This is a genomic window from Burkholderia sp. 9777_1386 (assembly GCF_015712265.1).
Taxonomy (GTDB): Bacteria; Pseudomonadota; Gammaproteobacteria; order Burkholderiales; family Burkholderiaceae; genus Burkholderia; species Burkholderia cenocepacia.
This window is the reverse complement of sequence record NZ_JACCQB010000047.1, coordinates 1-19,329: the sequence shown is the minus strand read 5'-3', so window position 1 is coordinate 19,329 and position 19,329 is coordinate 1. Positions and strand designations below refer to the sequence as shown.

The window sequence follows — 19,329 nt, the reverse complement described above, 5'->3', positions numbered from 1 at the left end:
CGCGGGTGCGGAAAACCCGTATTTTGCCCTGTGGCGGACGAACCGGGCAGAAGTCGGGGGACAGAACATGGCGGCGCGGCGGTTTCCGCCGCGCCGGATCGCGCGTCAGATGCGATCGAGCGCGATGCTGCGACGCGTCAGCGCGACTTGCTCAGCCGCGCCGCCTTCGCTTCGAAATCGCGCGACAGCATGCCGAGCGTGACTTCGCCGAAGCGCGCGAGCAGCGACGCTTCGGCTTCCTTCAGCGTCGCCGACAGGTGCGCGTTGACGGCCTGTTCGACCAGGCATTCGGGTGCATCCTCGGGCACCAGGTCGGAAAACAGCGGCGGCTCGCCCACCGCGCGATAGACGTCGAGCAGCGTGATGTCGTCGAGCGCGACGCTCAGCGCCCAGCCGCCGCCGTGCCCCTTCTCCGACTGCACGTAGCCGCAGTCGCGCAACCCGCCGAGCAGGCGCCGCACGACGACCGGGTTCGTGCACAGCATCGTCGCGATCGTCTCCGACGTCAGCGGGCCGTCGGCCTGGTCCATGTGGATCAGCGCATGCAGCATGCGCGACAAACGGCTGTCGGTTCTCACGGGCGAGGCTCCCCTTCTCTCGAAACTTTTGAAGTTGCATGAATGATACCATCGCCCTATCATGCAACTTCTCGTGTTTCATGAGTTGGCCGCCAGCGGAGCACGTGGATCATTCACGCAGGTCCAGAAAGGAGTTGATGCATGCATTCCCATCATGAAGTGATCGTGATCGGCGGCAGCTTCGCCGGGCTGTCGGCCGCGATGCAACTGGCGCGGGCACGCCGCCGCGTGCTCGTGATCGACGCCGGTCGGCCGCGCAACCGCTTTGCCGAACACGCGCACGGCTTCTTCGGCCAGGACGGCAAGCCGCCCGCGCAGATCGTCGCCGAAGCGCGTGCGCAGCTCGCCGCGTATCCGACCGTGCAGCGCATCGACGGCGAGGCACGCACCGCCGAGCGCGACGCGGACGGGCGCTTTCACGTGACGCTGGCCGACGGCAGCCGCGCGAGCGCCGACCGGCTGATTCTCGCGACCGGCATCCGCGACGCGTTGCCCGCGCTGCCGGGGCTGGCCGAACGCTGGGGCATCAGCGTGCTGCATTGCCCGTACTGCCACGGGTACGAGGTCAGCGGCCAGCGGCTCGGCGTGCTCGCCACGCATCCGCTGTCGGTCCATCAGGCGATCCTGATTCCGGACTGGGGCCCGACGACGTGGTTCACGCAGGGCGTGGTCGAACCGAACGACGAAGAAGCCGCGTTGCTCGCCGCGCGCGGCGTGCGCATCGAGCGCTCGCCGGTCGTCGAGATCCTCGGCGATGCGCCGCGTATCGACGCGCTGCGGCTCGCCGACGGTCAGCTCGTGTCGATCGACGCACTGTTCATCGGCGCGCGCACCGACATGGCGAGCGACCTTGCGCAGCAGCTCGGCTGCGCGTTCGACGACGGGCCGCTCGGCACCGCGATTCGCGTCGACACGTGGAAGCGGACGAGCGTCGCCGGCGTATATGCGGCCGGCGACGCGTCGAGCCTGATGACCAACGCGACGTTCGCGTCGGCATCGGGTGTGGCGGCCGGCGTGGGCGCGCACCGGTCGCTGGTTTTCGGGCTGGACGCGTAGGTGGATGGGCAGCCGGGCGTCACGCCGCGCGCGGCGCGGCGTCCACCGCCGGCTGCGCGTCCCCCTCGGCGCTGCACGCTTCCAGCGAAATCCGCCGCGTCTCGCGCCCGTTGAGCCACCACAGGCCGGCCGCGAGCGGCCCCGGCAGCGCAAGCACCAGCAGCACGACCAGCGCGGCCGACGGCGAGCCCGATATTGCGTAAACATTCGTCAGCATCAGCGGCGCGATCACCGCGCCGAGCCGGCCGATCGCGACCGACACGCCGAGCCCCGTCGCGCGAATCCGCGTCGGCAGGATTTCGGACGACACCACATAGCCCGAGATGTACGCCCACGTGACGCCGAACTGGATCAGGCAGTAGCCGAACACCATGCCGGGCAATGCATGCATCGCATAGATGAAGACGATCGCCGCGACGGTGAACGTATAGCTTGCGAACAACGACGCGCGCCGCCCCCAGGCCTCGACCAGGAACGCCGCGACGATGCCGCCCGCGAGCGCCGCGGCGTTGCCGATCATGTAGTAGATCGGCATGTCCGTCGACGCCACCTTCAGGTACGGCAGCAGCACGAGCGCCATCAGCGACAGCACGCCGTACACGACGGCCGCCTGCGAGAAGTTCAGCGCGCCGGCCAGCGCGCAGCGCGCGCGATACGCGCCGAACAGTTCGCCGACGTTGCGCCAGAACGCGGGCGCCTGGTGCGCGAAGCGGGTCGGCGTGTAGCGCTTCGTCAATTGCGCGCGGTCGGCCTGCGCGCGCGGCGCGCGCGCCACGCTCGCGACGATCTGCTCGACGATCGCTTCGGCTTCCGCCACGCGCCCCTGCTGGATCAGCCAGCGCGGCGATTCCGGAATCACGCGGCGGATCCAGAAGAACACCAGCGCCATCGTCGTGCCGAGGCCGAAGCCCACGCGCCATGCCCACTCGGGCGGCAACTGGTTCAGCACCAGATACGACACGGCCGCCGACAGCAGCGCGCCGACCGGAAAACCCGACAGGATCAGCGCGTCGGTCCGGCCGCGATGGCGCGTCGGAATGAATTCGCCCATCGTCGCGGTCACCGCCGAATATTCGCCGCCGACGGCCAGCGCCGTCATCGCGCGGAAGAACAGGAACGATTCGTAGTTCCACGACAGCACGGTCGCGACGCTGAAGCACGCGTACCAGAGCAGCGTCGCGAGGAACAGGCGCTTGCGGCCATAGCGGTCGGCGAGATAGCCGAACGCGATCGCGCCCACCAGCATCCCGAACACCCAGATGCTGACCGCGAGCGAGCCCTGCGCGGCGCTCAGGTGCCAGTGCGACTTCAGCACGCCGAACACGCTGCCGATGATGTTGGTTTCGAACGAATCGAGCGCCCAGCCGACGCCGAGCGCGACCAGCATCAGCGTGTGGAAGCGGGTCCACGGCAGGTTGTCGAGACGCGTGAGCGCGTCCGTTTCGATCGGATGAGACGGTTGCATGATGAGGGCTCCTCGTCAGTGAAGCGCCCGCTCGGGCTGCTCCGGGCTGAAGTCGAAATGCGGGAAGCGCGCGCGGGTGCCGATGAAGTTGCGCCCACGTGCGCCGTCGAATGCGTGATCCACGATGCGCGCCCATTCGGGCGCGTCGATCCCGTACGCGGCCGGGTGGCTCGCGACGCCGAGCGCGTCGAGCAATGCGACGAGCTGCGCGGGGGCGGACGCCGTATCGCCGAAGATCTCGCGCAGCGCGGCGTCGCACGCGGCGTCGACGCCGAGCGCCGCCTGCATCACGGCCGGCAGGCAGAACGAGCACGCGATGCCGTGCGCGACGCCGCGCGTCAGCGTGATCGCATAGGAAATGCTGTGCGCGAGCGCGGTGTGCGTATTCGAGAACGCGAGCCCCGCGCGCAGCGCGCCGAGCGCCATGTCGCTGCGCGCGTCGAGATCGTCGGGGTGCGCATTCACGCGCCCGAGGCCGTGCATCAGTTCGCGTGCCGCCTGCACGGCAAGGCCGCGCGTGACGGGGTTCGCATGGACGTTCCAGATGCTTTCGAGCGCGTGCGACAACGCGTCGAGACCGCTGGCGAGCGTCGGCTGCATCGGCAGGCCGACCATCAGGCGCGGATCGACGATCACCGTTTCCGGAAAGAGATCGGGCCGCGACAGCGACAGCTTGCGCGCGTTGTGCGGATCCCAGACGGTCGCCCACCGCGTCACTTCGCTGCCGGTGCCGGCCGTGGTCGGGATCGCGACGATCGGCAGCGCAGGCCGCACCGGTGCGTCGCCCGTCGTGCCCGCGGCGCCGGACAGGATGCGCAGCACGCGATCGAAATCGCCGTGTTCGGCGGCGAGCACTTTCGCCGAATCGATCACCGAGCCGCCGCCGAGCGCGATCAGCACGTCCGGTTTGGCGGACAGCGCGGCGAGCCGCTCGCACGCGCGTCGCAGCATCGGCACCGACGGGTTCGCCTCGACGCAGTCGATCCGCGCGAGCGCCGGCCCGAGCTGCGCTTCGACACGGTCGGCCAGCCGCGCGAACACGGCATCGGGATACGTGACGATCGCATAGCTGCGTCCGCCGAGCGCATCGCTCAAATCCGTGAGCGCGTCGACGCCGAAGCGGATCCGCACGGGATTGTGGAAGTGCCAGTCGCTCATGCCGCCGCTCCCGCGCGACGCCGCGTATCGCACACTTGTCCGTTCACGACCCGATATTCTGCATGACGAACCAATACGAAAAACCGATCTTCCGCGCAATACATGCTCGCACCTGAATGGAATGGGGACGAGCATCAGGTTAGGCATCCGCGATGACGCGTTCATGATCGAAAATCCCGGTCATCGGCTATGGATCGACCGAATTTTTCGATCGATCGCCGCCGCATGCCGGTGCGTCGTTGCCCGCGGTCACGCGTCGAGCGGCCGGCACCGCGCGACCGCATCGAAAAACGACGCGACCAGCCGGCTGCCGCGCCGTTCGCTCAGGCAACACACGTGGATATGGGTTTCGACCGGGTCGCCGTCGATGCGCAGCGGCCGCAGCCGCTCGTCGGGCACGTATTCGGCCTTCGATACCGTGCCGACGCCGAGCCCGCGCGTGACGGCCTCGCGCAACGCCTCGCGGCTGCCGATGTCCATCGCGATGCGCGGCGTCAGGCCGGCCGCCGCCATCGCGTCTTCGAGCGCGCGGCGCGTCGTCGAGCCCGGTTCGCGCATCAGCAGCGGCTCGCCGGCCAGTTCGTGCAGCGTGATCGCGTCGCGCGTCGCGAAGCGGTGCGTCGAGCGCACGAACGCGATCACCGGAAAGCTCGCATAGCGCTGCGTGAAGTAGCGCGCGTCCTCGAACGCGCGGGCCACCACGCCGACGTCGCACACGTACTCGTCGAGATCGCGCAAGACGGTTTCCGAATTGCCGAGCGCGACCGACAGGTGCATGTGCGGATGCAGCTTGTGATACGCGTCGATCATCTCGGTGACGTGAAACGGGCCGACCGCGCCGATCTTCAGCGAGCCGCGCTGCAATGCGCCGCTGTCGCGCAGCAGCGCGGCGGCATCGCTCTCGTCGCTGCAGATGCGGCGCGCGATCGGCAGGAATTCGAGCCCGACCGCCGACAGCTCGACGCGCCGGCCGCGGCGGTGGAACAGCTCGACGCCGTGTTCGTGTTCGAGGGTCTGGATCTGCGACGTGATCGTCGTCTGGCTGGTGGACAGCGCGCGGGCGGCCGCGGTGAAACCGCCGTACTGGACGACGGCAATGAAGCTGCGAAGCTGGGTCAGTGTCATGACGGGCGGTCAAATCGATCGGGAAATACGTGCCGAATGCCGGATGGCATCGAAAAATTCAATGTATCGGGCGAATGTGACAGGCGCGTTCCGGTCGAGCTTGTCGCCGCCCCTCGACGCCGCGTCGATGGCTTCGCCGCACGATGTGCGGTTTAATGCTCGACATCACCGGCATTAAGAGCCATGAAATGCTCGACCTCGACGACCTTCGACTCGTCCGCGCGATCGGCACGTCGCGCTCCCTGGCCGCTGCCGCCCGGCTGCTCGACCTCACGCCGCCCGCGGTCACGATTCGCCTGCAGCGGATGGAGGCACGGCTGAACGCAAGGCTCGCCGTGCGGCAGCCGAAAGGGATCGCGCTGACCGACGAAGGGCAGCGGCTGTACCAGGAAGCCGTCGGCATTCTCGAGCGCGTGGAAGCGCTGCCGGGCAGCCTCGCGGGCGACCACGGCGACGTGCAGGGCACGCTGCGCGTCGTCGCCCCGCTCGGCTTCGGCCGCAAATACGTCGCACGGATCGTGCGCGACCTGCAGCGCGCGCATCCGAAACTCGACATCTCGCTCCATCTGTCGGAAAGCCCGTTGACGAGCGCGGCGGGGGCCGACGTGGTCGTCCATGTCGGCAGCCTCAAGTCGTCGTCGTGGATCGGCTATCCGCTCGCCCCCAACGAGCGCTTCCTGTGCGCGAGCCCCGCGTACGCGCGCCGCCTCAAGGATCTGAAGCATCCGTCCGACCTGACGCGCTACGACTGCCTGTGCCTGCGCGAGAACGACGAAGACATCCCGCGCTGGCGCTTCTCGCCCGGCAGCGGCATCGAGGGCGAATCGCGGCGGGCTACCGTCATCCGCGTGAGCGGCGCGCTGTCGTCCAACGACGGCACCGTCATCACCGAATGGGCGCTCGCCGGGCTCGGCATCGTCGAGCGCTCCGAGTGGGACGTCGCGCCGCTGCTGGCGAACGGCAAGCTCGTGCGGCTGCTGCCCGGCTGGAACCTGCCGGCCGCGCCGGTGACCGCGCTGTTGCCGTCGCGTACCGGCCGCTCCGCGCGGCAGCGGGTGTTTCTCGACGCCGCTCGGCGGTTTCTCGATCCGCCGCCGTGGCGCGGCAAGGCATAAGCGTTAAATATGGCTTAATGGCAGATTAGCCGCGCATTAAACACGAGGCGGCCCAACCGCCCTACAGTGTCCGCATCGGCAACCACGCCATCGGACACCTCGTGAACCTTCATACGCTCAATACCCCGGCCGCCCTGATCGACGTCGGCCGCATGCAGCGCAACATCGCGCGCATGCAAACGCATCTGGACGCACTCGGCGTCCGGTTCCGGCCGCACGTCAAGACCACCAAATGCCGGCACGTCGTCGACGCGCAGATCGCGGCGGGCGCGCAAGGCATCACGGTGTCGACGCTCAAGGAAGCCGAGCAGTTCTTCGCGCACGGCATCCGCGACATCGTCTATGCGGTCGGCATGGTGCCCGCCAAACTCGGGCAGGCGCTCGCGCTGCGCCGGCAGGGCTGCGACCTGAAGATCGTCGCCGACAGCCTGCCGGCCGCGCAGGCGATCGCCGCCTTCGGGCGCGAGCACGGCGAACGGTTCGACGTATGGATCGAAGTCGACGTCGACGGCCACCGCTCGGGCATCCCGCCCGAAGCCGACCTGCTGATCGACGTCGGCCGCGCGCTGACCGGCGGCGGCATGCTGCTCGGCGGCGTGCTCGCTCATGCGGGCTCCAGCTATGAATACGACACGCCCGACGCGCTGGCCGCGATCGCCGAACAGGAGCGCAGCCGCACCGTGCGGGCCGCGGAGCGTCTGAGGGCCGCCGGGTTGCCGTGCCCGGTCGTGAGCATCGGCTCGACGCCCACCGCGCTGGCGGCGGAGCGGCTCGATGGCGTGACCGAAGTGCGCGCCGGCGTGTACGTGATGTTCGACCTCGTGATGCACAACATCGGCGTGTGCGAACAGTCCGACATCGCGCTGTCGGTGCTGACCACGGTCATCGGTCATCAGGAAAAGAAAGGCTGGGCGATCGTCGACGCGGGCTGGATGGCGATGAGCCGCGACCGCGGCACGCAGCGCCAGGCACGCGACTTCGGCTACGGGCAAATCTGCACCGAAGCCGGCGAAGTGCTCGACGACTACCTGATGAGCGCCGCCAACCAGGAACACGGGATCGTGTCGCGCGCGGGCACGCCGGATACGGACATCGCGCGGCGGTTTCCGATCGGCACGCGCCTGCGCATCCTGCCGAATCACGCGTGCGCGACCGGCGCGCAACATCCCGACTACCACGCGATCGGCGACGACGACGCCGCGCAGACGTGGCCACGCTTCTACGGGTGGTGAGCGAAGTCCGGCGCCCATGCCGCGCCATCCGCGCATTGACTATTTATCCAGTTCTGGACAAACTTTAAACACCCTCGATTCGTCTCGTGCCGGACAGGCACCCCCGACCATGCCGACCGACGCCCGCCTCCTTCTCCTCGACCGCGATGCCGTCGAGCCCGCCCTGCAAGCCGGGCAAGTGATGGCGGCCGTGCGCGAAGCCTTCGTGCTGCACAGTCAAAGGGCCGGACGCGTATTCCCGGTGGTGCGCGAGAAGCTGCATACCGGCGGCGTGTTCGGCATCAAGTCGGGCGACGTCGCCGGCCAGGATCTGCTCGGTTTCAAGGCGGCCGGGTTCTGGCCCGGCAACCGTACACGCGGCGGCGAGCCGCATCAGGCGACCGTCGCGTTGTTCGATCCGGCGACGGGCCGCCCGCTGTGCATCATGGACGGCAACGCGATCACCACCGCGCGGACCGGCGCCGCGGGCGGCCTCGGGCTGCAACAGCTCGCACGCCGCGACAGCACGCGGATCTGCGTGTTCGGCACGGGCGTGCAGGCGCGCGTGCAGCTCGACTACGCGCTCCGGCTGCTGCCGCAGCGGTGCACGGTGCAATACGTGAACGTCGGCGGCGAGCCGGACCCGGCGTTCGAATCGCACTTCGTCGAACGATGCACGATCGGCGTGGCGCGCGACCGGAACGATGCGGTCGCCCACAGCGACGTGGTGATCACGGCCACGCCCGGCGGCGGGCCGTTGTTCGACGCGGATGCGGTTCGGCCGGGCACCCACCTGACCTGCGTGGGCGCCGATACCGCGGGCAAGCGCGAACTACCGCCTGGCGTGCTGGAACGCGCGCGCATCGTCGTGGACGATCACGATCAGGCGCGCGGCATCGGCGAGTGCCAGTGGGCGCCGGATTTGCCGCGCACGGAAATCGGTGACATCCTCGCGGGTGCGGCATCGGTCGAGCGTTCCGCGCACGAGATCACCGTCTTCGACATGACGGGGCTCGCGCTGCAGGATCTGACCGTCGCGCGCTTCCTGTATCGACACGCGCTCGACAACGGCAGCGGAACCTCCGTTCCGTGGCCCTGGTAAAACGACTTCCCGCTTTCAACCGCCATGCGTCTCGCCAAAGTTTCCGCCCTCTCGTTCGACCTCGACGACACCCTGTGGCCGTTCGGGCCGTCCGTCGTCCGGGCCGAGGCGACGCTGCGCACATGGCTGATCGAGCACGCGCCCAATACCGCGAGCGTGTTGCCGACGCAACAGGCACTCAGCGCGCTCCGTGAGGAATACGAACAGTTGCGCCCGGATCTCGCCAGCGACTATCGCGCGATGCGAATCGGCTCGATCCGGCTTGCGCTGGAACGCGCGAACGAAGATGCCTCGCTGACCGATCGTGCCTACGACGTCTTCTACGCGGCGCGCAATCGTGTCGAATTCTACGAAGACGCGCTGCCGGCGCTGGCGTGGTTGAGCGCCCGCTTTCCGCTGATCGCGGTCACCAACGGCAATGCCGACCTCCGGCTGACCGGCGGCGACGAATTCTTCCGCACGACGCTCAGCGCACGTGCATTCGGCTTCGCCAAGCCGGAACCCGAAATCTTCCATGCGGCGGCGGACACACTCGGCGTGCGGCCGGCCGAATTGCTGCATGTGGGCGACGACTTCCACCTCGACATCGTCGGCGCGCTGAATGCGGGGCTTCAGGCCGCGTGGGTCGTGCGCGAGCCTCGGGCGGACGGGGAACCGGCTCCGCCGCAGGCGGCGACACCGCATCTCACGTTGCGCGATCTGGCGATGCTGTGTCGTGCGCTCGGCGGACCCGATACGGTGTCGTGATCGCACGCGGACGCGGCGGGTCGTGCCGATGCGGCGCATGACCCGGCACCCGTTTCACTGTCACGCCGCCTTGCGCGCCTCCGCGATCCGCTGCGGCGCCTTCGGCCGCGCATACAACCGCTCCAGATACGCGCGCAGTTGCGGGAACGGTTCGATCAGGTGGCATTCGCTCGCCCAGTCGATCAGGTAAGCCGTCACGCAATCGGCCACCGTCAGCGAATCGCCGACGATGAATTCGCGCCCTTCGAGATGCGTGTCGAGAATCGCGGCCATCGTCGTGAAATCCTCGCGCGCCAGTTCGATATCGGCCGGCGAGCGTTTCTCCGGCGGATAGATGAACGTATGCCGCGTGATCCGCCACAGCGGCTGCTCGAGCTCCGTCACCGCGAACATGACCCATCGATAGGCCTCCGCCCGCAGCGCCGGCTCGACCGGCAGCAGCGCCTTCTCCGGGTACTTGTCCGCGAGATACAGCACGATCGCGGCCGATTCGGGAATCACGAGGTCGCCGTCCACCAGCACCGGCACCTTGCCGGCCGGATTCAGGCGCAGGAATTCGGGCCGCTTGTGCTCGCCCTCGAGCAGGTTGACCGACACGAATTCGAAATCCGCATCCAGTTCCTTCAGACCCCACAGCGCCCGCTGCGAGCGGGTGCCGGCAAATCCGTAAAGCTTCATCGCCCATCTCCATCCAGAATGTCGGGAAAATGTCTGCATCCGGACCACGCGCATCGCATCGGGCGACACGTCGTGTCCGGCCTCACGCGTCGCTCATGCGCCCGGAATCGCCAGCACCGGCATCACGTCGACCGACACGCCCGGGAACAGCGTGAAATGCGGATGACCTTCGAACAGCGCGGCGGCCGCCTCGTGCGATGCCGCCCGCACGACGCTGAAGCCGCTCAGCGCATTGGACGTGTCGCGGATGCCGCCGGCGTCGATGGTCTTGGTCTTGCCGAGCGGGCCGCCCAGCTCGACGATCGCGTCGCGATGCCGCTCGACCCACGCATGCCACGCGGCGATGCCGTCGCGCTCGCGCGTGCGCCGCTCGTCCTCCGGCAGCGCCATCCATGCCTTCATCGCCGGGCTATCCTGGGTTCCGAGAAATACGGCGAGATACAACTGTTGTTGCGCACTCATGCCTTCTCCTCCGATGACGGGCACGGCGGGTTGCCGCGCCTCGACCTTGACAAGATAGGTTGATATCAACACAATTGCAACATGGCACGAAAAGAAAAGCTTCCCTTCGAAACGACGCTGATGGTGCGCGATTGCTGCCTGTGCCTGCACATGCAGCGCGCGGCGCGCAATCTGGCGCGCATCTTCGACGATGTGCTGCGCCCGCTCGACCTCACCAACGGCCAGTTTTCGCTGTTGATGTCGTTGAACCGGCCGCAACCGGCCCCGATGAAATCGGTTGCGTCGCTGCTCGCGATGGACCGAACCACGCTCACCGCGGCGCTCAAGCCGCTCGAGCGGCGCGGCCTCGTCACGATTACGCAGGACCCGGACGACCGGCGCAGCCGCCTGCTGGAACTGACACCGGCCGGGCACGAGCTGCTGGCCGAAGCGTTCCCGCTGTGGCAGCAGACGCATGCCGAGATCGAGCGGCCGTTCGCGCCGGGCGAAGTCGACCAGTTGCGCGGCCAGTTGCGCACGCTGTCGATCGATCCGGGTTCGCGCGACTGAGGCGGCGCGCGGATCGCCCAGCGCTGGCGATCATGCGCACTTGCTGTCACGCGCTGTCAGCAGACATTGCCGGCGTCCGTCGCACCGCCCGATTCGATGGCAATATCGCTCGGCACGACAACCGATCCGGTATCCATAAGGAGACGAGCATGGGCAACAACGAGAAGTGCGCGATTTTCCGGTCGCTTCATCGCGCGGGCCAGCCGCTGGCGCTGTTCAACGTGTGGGACGCCGGCAGTGCGCGCGCGGTGGCCGACGCCGGCGCCGTCGCGCTGGCCACCGGCAGCTGGTCGGTCGCGGCAGCCAACGGTTTCGTCGACGGCGAGCAGATGCCGCGCGCGCTAATGATGGAGGTGCTGGAGCGGATCGTGCGTGCGACGGACTTGCCCGTCACCGTCGATCTCGAAAGCGGCTACGGCGAGCGGCCGGAAGATGTCGCCGAGACGATCGCGATGAGCATCCGGGCCGGCGCGATCGGCTGCAATCTCGAAGACAGTTTTCCGTCGACGGGCGAACTGCGTGACGTCGACGAAGCGGCGGCCCGTATCGCGGCGGCCCGGCAGGCGGCCGATCGCGCGGGCGTCGACTATTTCATCAACGCGCGCACCGACGTGTTCTTCAAGGCGGCAACCGAGACGCACGACGAACGATTGCTCGACGCCACGCTGGCGCGCGCCCGCGCGTACGCGGCGGCCGGCGCCGACGGCCTGTTCGTGCCCGGCCTGCGCTCGCCGGCGCTCATTCGCGCGCTGACGGCCGCGTCGCCGCTGCCGGTGAACGTGATGCGCGTCGCGGAAACGCCGACGCTCGCGGAACTCGCGGAGTACGGCGTGGCGCGCATCAGCCACGGGCCGTATCCGTATCTGCAGGCAATGAAGACGCTGGCGGCGCTGGTCAAGCAAGGCGGCTGACGGATTCGCGGGGCGGCGGGCGGCCGCCGCGCCGTCGCTGTCGGTCATCCCGATCGGCTTTGTTCACGCAGGCGTCGTGCTGCGCTACTTCTCGCCGATCACGACGATCGGTACGCCGCAAAGCGCGGCCGCGCAGGAGCTGCGCATGGAGTGCATGTTTCCGGCCGACGACGCGACCGACGCGCGCCACCGGCAATTGCTCGACGCGCACGCGCCGGTGCGCTGACCGACGTTCAGGATGCCTTGACGAAATCGATGAACGCGCGCAACGCCGGCGGCACGAGACGCCGCCCCGGGTAATACAGAAAGGGCCCCGAGAACGGCCGCCACCACGGTTCGAGCACCGGTTCGAGCGCACCGCTTTCGAAATGCGGGCGCACCCAGTCTTCGAACAGATACAGGATCCCCGTCCCGGCGATCGCCGCGTCGACCATCAGCTCCGTCGCCCCGCCGATCTGGACCAGCAGCGGCCCGGCGGCCGGCTCGACCCGCACGACCTCGCCGTCGCGCTCGTACTCCCACGGCGGCATCGCGCCGCTGGCGAAGCGTCCGCGCAGGCACCGATGGCCAAGCAGGTCGCGCGGATGCCGCGGCCGGCCGTGCCGGTCGAGATAGCCGGGCGCCGCCGCGGTCGCGAACCGCTGGATGCGCGGGCCGATCGGCACCGCGATCATGTCCTGTTCGAGCCGTTCGTCGTAGCGGATGCCCGCGTCGCAGCCGGCCGCCAGCACGTCGACGAAATTTTCGTCGGCGGTCACTTCCAGCCGGATGTCCGGATACGCCTCGAGAAAGCGCGGCACGATCGCCGGCAACACGAGCCGCGATGCGCTGACCGGCACGTTGAGCTTCAGCGTGCCGGCCGGTCGGCCCCTGAATTCGTCGATCCCATCGAGCGCCGCCGCCACTTCGGTCAGCGCGGGCGCGAGACGCGCGAGCAGGCGCTCGCCGGCTTCGGTGGGCACGACGCTACGCGTCGTGCGGTGCAGCAGCCGCACGCCGAGCCGCGCTTCCAGCCGGCGCACGGCCTCGCTCAGCCCCGACGCGCTGAGGCCCGTCACGCGTGCGGCATCGCGGAATCCCCTGGCGCGTGCCACGGCCATGAACGCGTTCAGATCGCCCAGATCGGTTTGCATTGTTCGCCTTTTCGTACAACCCGTGCGAATTATGCCGGCTTATCGCGCAGGCGACTCGTCCTTATGCTGAACGCATTCATCTCTTCGACAGGAGCAAGGTCATGCCCGATATTCGCCACACCGCCACCTTCAGGCTCGGCGATCGCCACGTCAGACGGATCGGCTACGGCGCGATGCAGCTCGCGGGCCCCGGTGTATTCGGCCCGCCGAAAGATCGCGAAGCCGCATTGAACGTGTTGCGCGAAGCCGTCGAATCCGGCGTCGACCATCTCGACACCAGCGACTTCTACGGCCCGCACGTGACGAACCAGTTGATTCGCGACGCGTTGCATCCGTATCGCGACGATCTCGTGATCGTCACCAAGATCGGCGCGCGACGCGGCGACGACGCATCATGGCTGCCCGCGTTCACGCCCGACGAGCTCGAGCGGGCCGTGCACGACAACCTGCGCAACCTGGGGCTCGACGTGCTCGACGTCGTCAACCTGCGCATCATGTTCGATACGCACGGGCCGGCCGAAGGATCGATCGAGGCACCCCTGGCCACGCTCGCGGAGCTGCAGCGGCGCGGGCTCGTGCGGCACATCGGCCTGAGCAACGTCACGCCCGCGCAGGTCGCGCAAGGCCGGCGGATCTGCGACATCGTCTGCGTGCAGAACCACTACAACATCGCGCATCGCGGCGACGATGCGCTGATCGACACGCTGGCCCGTGACGGCATCGCGTACGTGCCGTACTTTCCGCTCGGCGGCTTCTCGCCGCTGCAGTCGTCGACGCTGTCCGGCGTCGCGGGTCGCCTCGGCGCGACGCCGATGCAGGTCGCGCTGGCGTGGCTGCTGCGCCGCGCGCCGAATCTCCTGCTGATTCCCGGCACGTCGTCGGTCGCGCATCTGCGCGAGAATCTCGCGGCCGCCGACCTCGATCTGCCGGCCGACGCGCTCGCGGCACTCGACCGCATCGCGGGCGCCGGCGCCGCCTGACGCGCGGACGATCGCCTGGCGGCCCGTACCACGCGGGCTGCGGGCCGCCGGGCCGGTCAGGACGCGACCACGCCGACCCGCTTCGGCACGCCGGTCACGATCGTCGCGACCGCCACCGCCAGCACGATCGCCGCGCCGACGAACACGCCTGCCGCGCCGTTCGCGTCGAACACGACGCCGCCGGCGGCCGCGCCCGTCGCGATCGCGAGCTGGATCGCCGCGACGATCAGCCCGCCCGCGCTCTCGGCCTCGTCGGGCACGGTGCGCGTGACCCACGTCGACCACGCGACCGGCACGCCGCCGAACGCCATCCCCCACAACGCGACCAGCACCGCGTCGATCATCGGCGCGCGGCCGAGCACGACGAGCGCGATGCCGAGCACGACCATCAGCGCCGGCATGCCGATCAGCATCGGCCGCAGCCGGTGTTCGAGCACGCGGCCCGCGAGCGACGTGCCGACGAAGTTCGCGATGCCGTAGCCGAGCAGGATCGCCGACAGCCCGTTCACGCCGACGCCCGCGACCTGTTCGAGGAACGGCCGCAGATACGTGAAGAACGCGAAATGGCCGGTGAACACGAGGATCGTCGCGAACATCCCGAGGCCGACGGTCGGCCGGCGCAGCACGTCGATCAGCGTGCGCAGCCGCGTCGTGCCGCTCGGCGGCATCGACGGCAGCGTGACAAGCTGCGACACGAACGCGAGGCCGCCGAGCACGGCCGCGATCAGGAACACGTTGCGCCAGCCGATCAGGTGACCGAAGTAGCTGCCCATCGGCGCGGACGCGATGGTCGCGACCGCCACGCCGCTGAAGATGATCGACAGCGCGCGCGGCACCATCGCCGTCGGCACGAGCCGCATCGCGGTGGCGGTCGCCATCGTCCAGAAGCCGCCGAGCGCGATGCCGAGCACGACGCGGCCGATCAGCAGCATCGCCAGATTCGGCGCGAACGCGACGGCGAGATTCGATGCGACGAGCAGCACCGAGAACACCAGCAGCACGCGCCGCCGGTCGATCGTGCGCGTGAGCGCCGAGATCAGCAGGCTCGTGACGAGCGCGACCGTGGCGGTGGCCGTGACGGCCTGTCCGGCCACGCCTTCGGTCACGCCGAGGCTCTCGGCCATCGGCGTGAGCAGGCTCGCCGGCAGGAATTCGGCCGTGACGAGCCCGAACACGCCGAGCGCCATCGCGAATACCGCGCCCCAGGCCGGTTCGTGGGGGGCCGCCGTCGAGGCGGCCGAGGAGATTCCGGGATTCATGCGAGGTTCCGTGTCGGTTAGGGAAAGTACTGATGAGGGCGTATCGTAAGGAACGGCGGCAGGACGGTCTATGACATACAATCCGTTCTTGTTGATCGAACGTCCGTATCTCGATATGTCCGAGCCCCTTCTGCCCCCGATTCCCGACACGCACGACCTCGTCAGCGAGCTGCTGCTGGGGATGCGCCTGAGCGGCGTCCAGTACCGCCGCATCCAGGTCGCGCGGCCGTTCGGACTGAGTTTCGGCCACGGGACGGGCCGCGCGCAGTTCCATTTCATCGTGCGCGGGCCCGTGCTGCTGCGCGACGCGACGGGCGAGACGATGCGGCTCGAGGCCGGCGACGCGATCCTGTTGCCGCACGGCGGCATGCACGCACTGGTGTCCGATCCGGATGTGCCGTGCCGCGAGATCGACGGCTTCGAGGTCGCGAAGATCTGCGATACGGTCGCGTCGGTGGCGTCGGCCGGCGTGTCGCCCACGAGCTGCGCGACGAAGGAACCCGGCGCCGGCGATGCGCTGATCTTCAGCGCCTGCATGGAACTCGACCTCGGCGGCATGCAGCCGCTGGTCGGCACGATGCCCGCGTTCATGCACGTGGGCACGCTGCTCGCGCGCTACCCGGAAATCCGCCCGATGCTCGATGCGATGGAACGCGAGGCGTGCACGGCGCGCGCGGGCTTCGCGGGCATCCTCGCGCGGCTCGCGGACGTGGTCGCGGCGTTCATCGTGCGCGGCTGGGTCGAATGCGGATGCGGCGATGCGACCGGCTGGGTGCAGGCGCTGCGCGAGCCGAAGCTCGGCCGCGCGATCGTCGCGCTGCATCGCGACCCGGGCCGCAACTGGAGCGTCGCGGAGCTCGCGACCGAGGCAGGCGTGTCGCGCTCGGTGTTCGCCGAGCGCTTCCTCGCGGCCACCGGGATGACGCCCGTGCGCTACCTCACCGAGCTGCGGATGCGGCTCGCCGCGCAATGGATCGCCCGCGACCGCGAGACGATCGAAGCGGTCGCGTACCGGCTCGGCTACGGTTCGCTCGCGGCGTTCAGCCGTGCGTTCAAGCGCGTGGTCGGCAAGCCGCCGGGCGCCGTGCGCGCGGACGGCGACGTACCCGCCGAAGCGTAACGCGCGGCGCGCGGGGCCGGCGGCGGTGCCGGCCCGCAGGCCGTCACTTCAACGCGTCGAGCCGGTCGACCAGCGCCGTCGCGCACTGCACGGCGAGCGCCGCGCACTGCTCCACGTCGACGGGCGCGCCGGCCGCGACCGTACCCTGCACGATCCGGCCCAGCAATTCCTTCGAGAGTTCGGCGATCTCGTGATCCCGTTCCGTCATGATGTCCCTCCTGCGCGTCGGCGATTCCGGTGATTCGCCCGTCCGGAGCGAATGCCGTGCCCGCGCCGCTCAACGCTGCTTCGCCCGCACGACGATCTGCGTCTGCGTGTCGCGCTCGATGCGCTCGAGCGACGCGCGCAGCGCCGCGAATTCGTCCGGCGTGCAGACCTGCCGCCCGAAATCCGCGTTCATCCGCCGCGTGACCTGCACGACGCGCGCGGCCGCATCGAACACGTAATGCGACGTGAAATCGACGAAGCGGTCGTGCACGGCCGTATCGGCCGGCAGGTCGGTCACGACCACGCCCGCCGGCAACGCGATCTGGCCGGTCTCGTCGAACGCGCCGCCGATGCAGCCCCACGGCTGCGTGCGCACCGGCTCGGCCAGCCAGGTCTCGACCTGGGTCGCGATACCGCCCGTGACGCTCGACAGCGCGGGCAACGCGGTCGTGCCGTCCGGCCAGACGAAATGATCGAGCGTGCCGATGACGGTCACGTCGAACGGCCCGTCCGTCACGCGCCGGTCGCTGGTCGACAGTTGCGCGCGGCCGCGCAGGCCGCTTTGCCGCAGGCGCTCGGTCGCGAGCTGCGCGATGCGCTCGCGCGACGCGCGGCGAAACAGGTTGCGTTCGAGTTCGGCGGTCCAGCCGTCGTCCTCGACATAGGCCTGAACACGTGCGGCGCCCGGCTGCGCGGCATCGATCGAGATCCGCGCGGTGCGGGCGCGCGGCTGCGTGGCCGGCGTGCGCGACAGCACGCCCGTATCGACCAGCAGCGCCGGGCGATCCATCACGATCGGCGGCAGGTAGCCGAACGCGATGCCGGCCGTCGTCGTATCCGCGTAGAGCGCGAGATCGGGCAGCCACGTGATCGCGTGATTGATCGCGCCGGCGCCGTAGCCGGGCACCGACGGCAGCGTGTACACGGCGCCGAGATTGATCAGCACCGGTTCGCTGCGAATGCCGACCGCCGCGAGCAACGCGCCGAACAGCGCGACATGATCCTTGCAGTCGCCGTAGCGGTTGCGCAGGATGTCGGTCACGCGATGCGGCGCGGCGGCCGTCTCGCCGAGAAACAACCCGACGTAGCGCACGTTCGCCTGCACCCAGTCGTACAGGATGCGCGCCTTGTCGCGCGGATCGGCGGCATTCGCCGTGAGCGCACGCGCCAGCTGCACGACGGCCGCATCGTTCGCGCTCGGGTCGACGGCCGCGTTGCGGTAGCGCGCGGCGAACGCCGCGTAGTCGGGCAGCGTCGACACGACGAGCCGGTCGCCGTAGGTCGGATAGCCGACCGAGCCGCTCTCGATGCGATCGTACGCGCCGTGCCGGTAGTCGAATTCGTAGCGCGTGCGGCCGTTCGCCGTGACGGGCGGCAGCGCGACGTAGCCGCGTGCATCCGCATACAGCGGCATGTCGGCCGGCACGTCGAAGATCAGCCGCTGACTGTCGACCGGCTCGCGCGACGGCTCGACGGTGTAGCCGAAGTAGCCGCGATTGACCGGCTTCGTGCGGGTCTTGCGGAACGCGACGCGGGTGCTCGACCCGGCTTCGACGCCGGGGAACACGACGGTGCGCAGCAGCCCGTCCTGGAACGTCGGTGCGCCGGCCGAGCGCGGCTCCTGCACGTCGCGGATGCCGTCCGCGCCGACCGGATGCGCGACGCCGTCGCGGTCGATCGTCTCGGCCGCGAGCAGCTCGACCTTCTCGAGATTCTTGTCGTACCACACGTAGCGCTGCGCAACGGCATCGATGCCGTTCGCGTCGTTCGCGCGCAGCGTCGAATCGTCGTGCTCGTCGAGCGAGCCGTCGTGCTGGATCACGAATTCGTGGACGTCGCTGACGAGCGTGACGGGCGCCATATCGGCCGCGTCGCGGGCGTCCCGCGTGTCGTGTGAGTCGCGCGTATCGGCCACGGCCGTACCCGCGCCGAGCGCAACGGCGCACGCGAACAGGCAGCCGGTCCATCGGAAAGGAAAACGCACCACGTCGAAGCTCTCCGCGCGTTCGTTGCAGGACGTCAGCGCCGCGCGCCGGAGCGGGAGCCGTACCGCATGACGCGCGCATGACAGGCCGCTCGCGCGCACCCGCACGCGTGGCCGTCGTGCGGCCCAGTGTGGGCGACGGGCTGGCGAGCGTCAAGCCGCGGCCAGCGGGAAGGACACCTCATGTCGATCGGCGACGCTTTCGAAACCGGTGACCGCGTAATGGCGTTCGCGTGGCTGCGCGTGATCCTGTCAGGCACGCTGCCGACGGTGCTGCATCTCGAACGGCGGCATCCGAAACCGATCGACGCCGAGCGGCCATGCGCGCCGCGCATTCCCTCTCGCTCACTGTGAGGTGAGGCGAACCGCCCGCACGCCGGCCCGACCCGCAACAGCGGATCGGCGTCCTGGCGTCGCTTTCAGCGCGTAAGCGGCGGCAACGCCGGCTGCCTCACCGCCGGTGCGCCCGCTCCACTCGAGTCCCCCCAC

The 19,329-nt window shown here is 69.3% G+C and carries 20 protein-coding genes and 1 pseudogene; 11 read left to right on the top strand and 10 right to left on the bottom strand.

The genetic code is table 11. The features are described 5' to 3' along the window. Positions 1-137 precede the first annotated feature (137 nt). Complete coding sequence (locus H0X91_RS27180) at positions 138-578, bottom strand: RrF2 family transcriptional regulator (protein ID WP_043205036.1); 441 nt, start codon at positions 576-578, stop codon at positions 138-140. A gap of 141 nt (positions 579-719) precedes the next feature. Here H0X91_RS27180 and H0X91_RS27175 point away from each other — a divergent pair, with 141 nt between their 5' ends. Next, on the top strand, positions 720-1,634 hold the full coding sequence (locus H0X91_RS27175; protein WP_006495679.1) for an NAD(P)/FAD-dependent oxidoreductase: 915 nt from the start codon (positions 720-722) through the stop codon (positions 1,632-1,634). Positions 1,635-1,653: 19 nt separating this feature from the next. On the opposite strand, the gene H0X91_RS27170 is transcribed toward H0X91_RS27175, so the two are convergent. The 3 genes from H0X91_RS27170 to H0X91_RS27160 form a co-directional block, all read right to left on the bottom strand. Beyond that, positions 1,654-3,099 (bottom strand): MFS transporter, encoded by a 1,446-nt coding sequence (locus H0X91_RS27170; RefSeq protein ID WP_034202764.1) that lies wholly within the window; start codon positions 3,097-3,099, stop codon positions 1,654-1,656. A 15-nt stretch (positions 3,100-3,114) separates the two neighbouring features. Beyond that, the gene (gene psrA, locus H0X91_RS27165) at positions 3,115-4,257 is read right to left on the bottom strand and encodes an iron-containing alcohol dehydrogenase PsrA (protein WP_006495681.1); all 1,143 of its coding nucleotides are present in this window, start codon (positions 4,255-4,257) and stop codon (positions 3,115-3,117) included. Positions 4,258-4,506: 249 nt separating this feature from the next. Continuing rightward, positions 4,507-5,382 carry a LysR substrate-binding domain-containing protein gene (locus H0X91_RS27160; protein WP_196433515.1) on the bottom strand — a complete coding sequence of 292 codons (876 nt, stop codon included), beginning with the start codon at positions 5,380-5,382 and terminating at the stop codon, positions 4,507-4,509. Between the two features lie 155 nt (positions 5,383-5,537). Between H0X91_RS27160 and H0X91_RS27155 the strand changes: the two genes are divergently transcribed. From H0X91_RS27155 to H0X91_RS27140, 4 genes are all read left to right on the top strand, one after another. Further along, complete coding sequence (locus H0X91_RS27155; RefSeq protein ID WP_034202766.1) at positions 5,538-6,497, top strand: LysR substrate-binding domain-containing protein; 960 nt, start codon at positions 5,538-5,540, stop codon at positions 6,495-6,497. 101 nt (positions 6,498-6,598) lie between these two features. Further along, positions 6,599-7,729: a DSD1 family PLP-dependent enzyme gene (locus H0X91_RS27150; protein ID WP_196433514.1), complete on the top strand. Its 1,131-nt coding sequence runs from the start codon at positions 6,599-6,601 to the stop codon at positions 7,727-7,729. 109 nt (positions 7,730-7,838) lie between these two features. After that, positions 7,839-8,810 carry an ornithine cyclodeaminase family protein gene (locus H0X91_RS27145; protein WP_058902736.1) on the top strand — a complete coding sequence of 324 codons (972 nt, stop codon included), beginning with the start codon at positions 7,839-7,841 and terminating at the stop codon, positions 8,808-8,810. Positions 8,811-8,834: 24 nt separating this feature from the next. Continuing rightward, on the top strand, positions 8,835-9,557 hold the full coding sequence (locus H0X91_RS27140) for an HAD family hydrolase (RefSeq protein WP_058902735.1): 723 nt from the start codon (positions 8,835-8,837) through the stop codon (positions 9,555-9,557). Positions 9,558-9,617: 60 nt separating this feature from the next. Here H0X91_RS27140 and H0X91_RS27135 read toward each other — a convergent pair whose 3' ends face one another. Both H0X91_RS27135 and H0X91_RS27130 read right to left on the bottom strand, forming a co-directional pair. Next, on the bottom strand, positions 9,618-10,235 hold the full coding sequence (locus tag H0X91_RS27135; protein WP_058902734.1) for a glutathione S-transferase family protein: 618 nt from the start codon (positions 10,233-10,235) through the stop codon (positions 9,618-9,620). A 93-nt stretch (positions 10,236-10,328) separates the two neighbouring features. Then, entirely contained in the window at positions 10,329-10,697 is a 369-nt protein-coding gene (locus tag H0X91_RS27130; protein WP_006495689.1) for a hypothetical protein, read from the bottom strand. An 81-nt stretch (positions 10,698-10,778) separates the two neighbouring features. Between H0X91_RS27130 and H0X91_RS27125 the strand changes: the two genes are divergently transcribed. From H0X91_RS27125 to H0X91_RS27115, 3 genes and pseudogenes are all read left to right on the top strand, one after another. After that, positions 10,779-11,246, top strand: a complete 468-nt coding sequence (locus H0X91_RS27125) for a MarR family winged helix-turn-helix transcriptional regulator (protein WP_006479731.1) — start codon at positions 10,779-10,781, stop codon at positions 11,244-11,246. Between the two features lie 149 nt (positions 11,247-11,395). Next, positions 11,396-12,157, top strand: a complete 762-nt coding sequence (locus H0X91_RS27120; RefSeq protein WP_196433513.1) for an isocitrate lyase/PEP mutase family protein — start codon at positions 11,396-11,398, stop codon at positions 12,155-12,157. Between the two features lie 31 nt (positions 12,158-12,188). Beyond that, positions 12,189-12,383: pseudogene (locus H0X91_RS27115) on the top strand (transcriptional regulator); the annotation flags it as partial. Between the two features lie 7 nt (positions 12,384-12,390). Here H0X91_RS27115 and H0X91_RS27110 read toward each other — a convergent pair. Next, positions 12,391-13,290, bottom strand: coding sequence for a LysR family transcriptional regulator (locus H0X91_RS27110; protein ID WP_058902732.1), 900 nt, complete (start codon positions 13,288-13,290; stop codon positions 12,391-12,393). A gap of 101 nt (positions 13,291-13,391) precedes the next feature. Between H0X91_RS27110 and H0X91_RS27105 the strand changes: the two genes are divergently transcribed. Beyond that, positions 13,392-14,270: an aldo/keto reductase family oxidoreductase gene (locus H0X91_RS27105; RefSeq protein ID WP_058902731.1), complete on the top strand. Its 879-nt coding sequence runs from the start codon at positions 13,392-13,394 to the stop codon at positions 14,268-14,270. A 56-nt stretch (positions 14,271-14,326) separates the two neighbouring features. Here the strand turns inward: H0X91_RS27105 and H0X91_RS27100 are convergent, their stop codons facing one another. Further along, positions 14,327-15,529 (bottom strand): MFS transporter, encoded by a 1,203-nt coding sequence (locus H0X91_RS27100; protein ID WP_196433512.1) that lies wholly within the window; start codon positions 15,527-15,529, stop codon positions 14,327-14,329. 70 nt (positions 15,530-15,599) lie between these two features. Here H0X91_RS27100 and H0X91_RS27095 point away from each other — a divergent pair, with 70 nt between their 5' ends. Then, a complete protein-coding gene (locus H0X91_RS27095; protein WP_196433511.1) occupies positions 15,600-16,649 on the top strand; it encodes an AraC family transcriptional regulator in 1,050 nt (349 codons plus the stop codon). Between the two features lie 43 nt (positions 16,650-16,692). Here H0X91_RS27095 and H0X91_RS27090 read toward each other — a convergent pair whose 3' ends face one another. Together H0X91_RS27090 and H0X91_RS27085 are read right to left on the bottom strand one after the other, a co-directional pair. Then, on the bottom strand, positions 16,693-16,857 hold the full coding sequence (locus H0X91_RS27090) for a hypothetical protein (RefSeq protein ID WP_164530824.1): 165 nt from the start codon (positions 16,855-16,857) through the stop codon (positions 16,693-16,695). 69 nt (positions 16,858-16,926) lie between these two features. Further along, positions 16,927-18,843 carry a DUF3857 and transglutaminase domain-containing protein gene (locus tag H0X91_RS27085; protein ID WP_058902730.1) on the bottom strand — a complete coding sequence of 639 codons (1,917 nt, stop codon included), beginning with the start codon at positions 18,841-18,843 and terminating at the stop codon, positions 16,927-16,929. A 180-nt stretch (positions 18,844-19,023) separates the two neighbouring features. Here H0X91_RS27085 and H0X91_RS27080 point away from each other — a divergent pair, with 180 nt between their 5' ends. Continuing rightward, complete coding sequence (locus H0X91_RS27080; protein WP_164530823.1) at positions 19,024-19,194, top strand: hypothetical protein; 171 nt, start codon at positions 19,024-19,026, stop codon at positions 19,192-19,194. Positions 19,195-19,329: the final 135 nt, after the last annotated feature.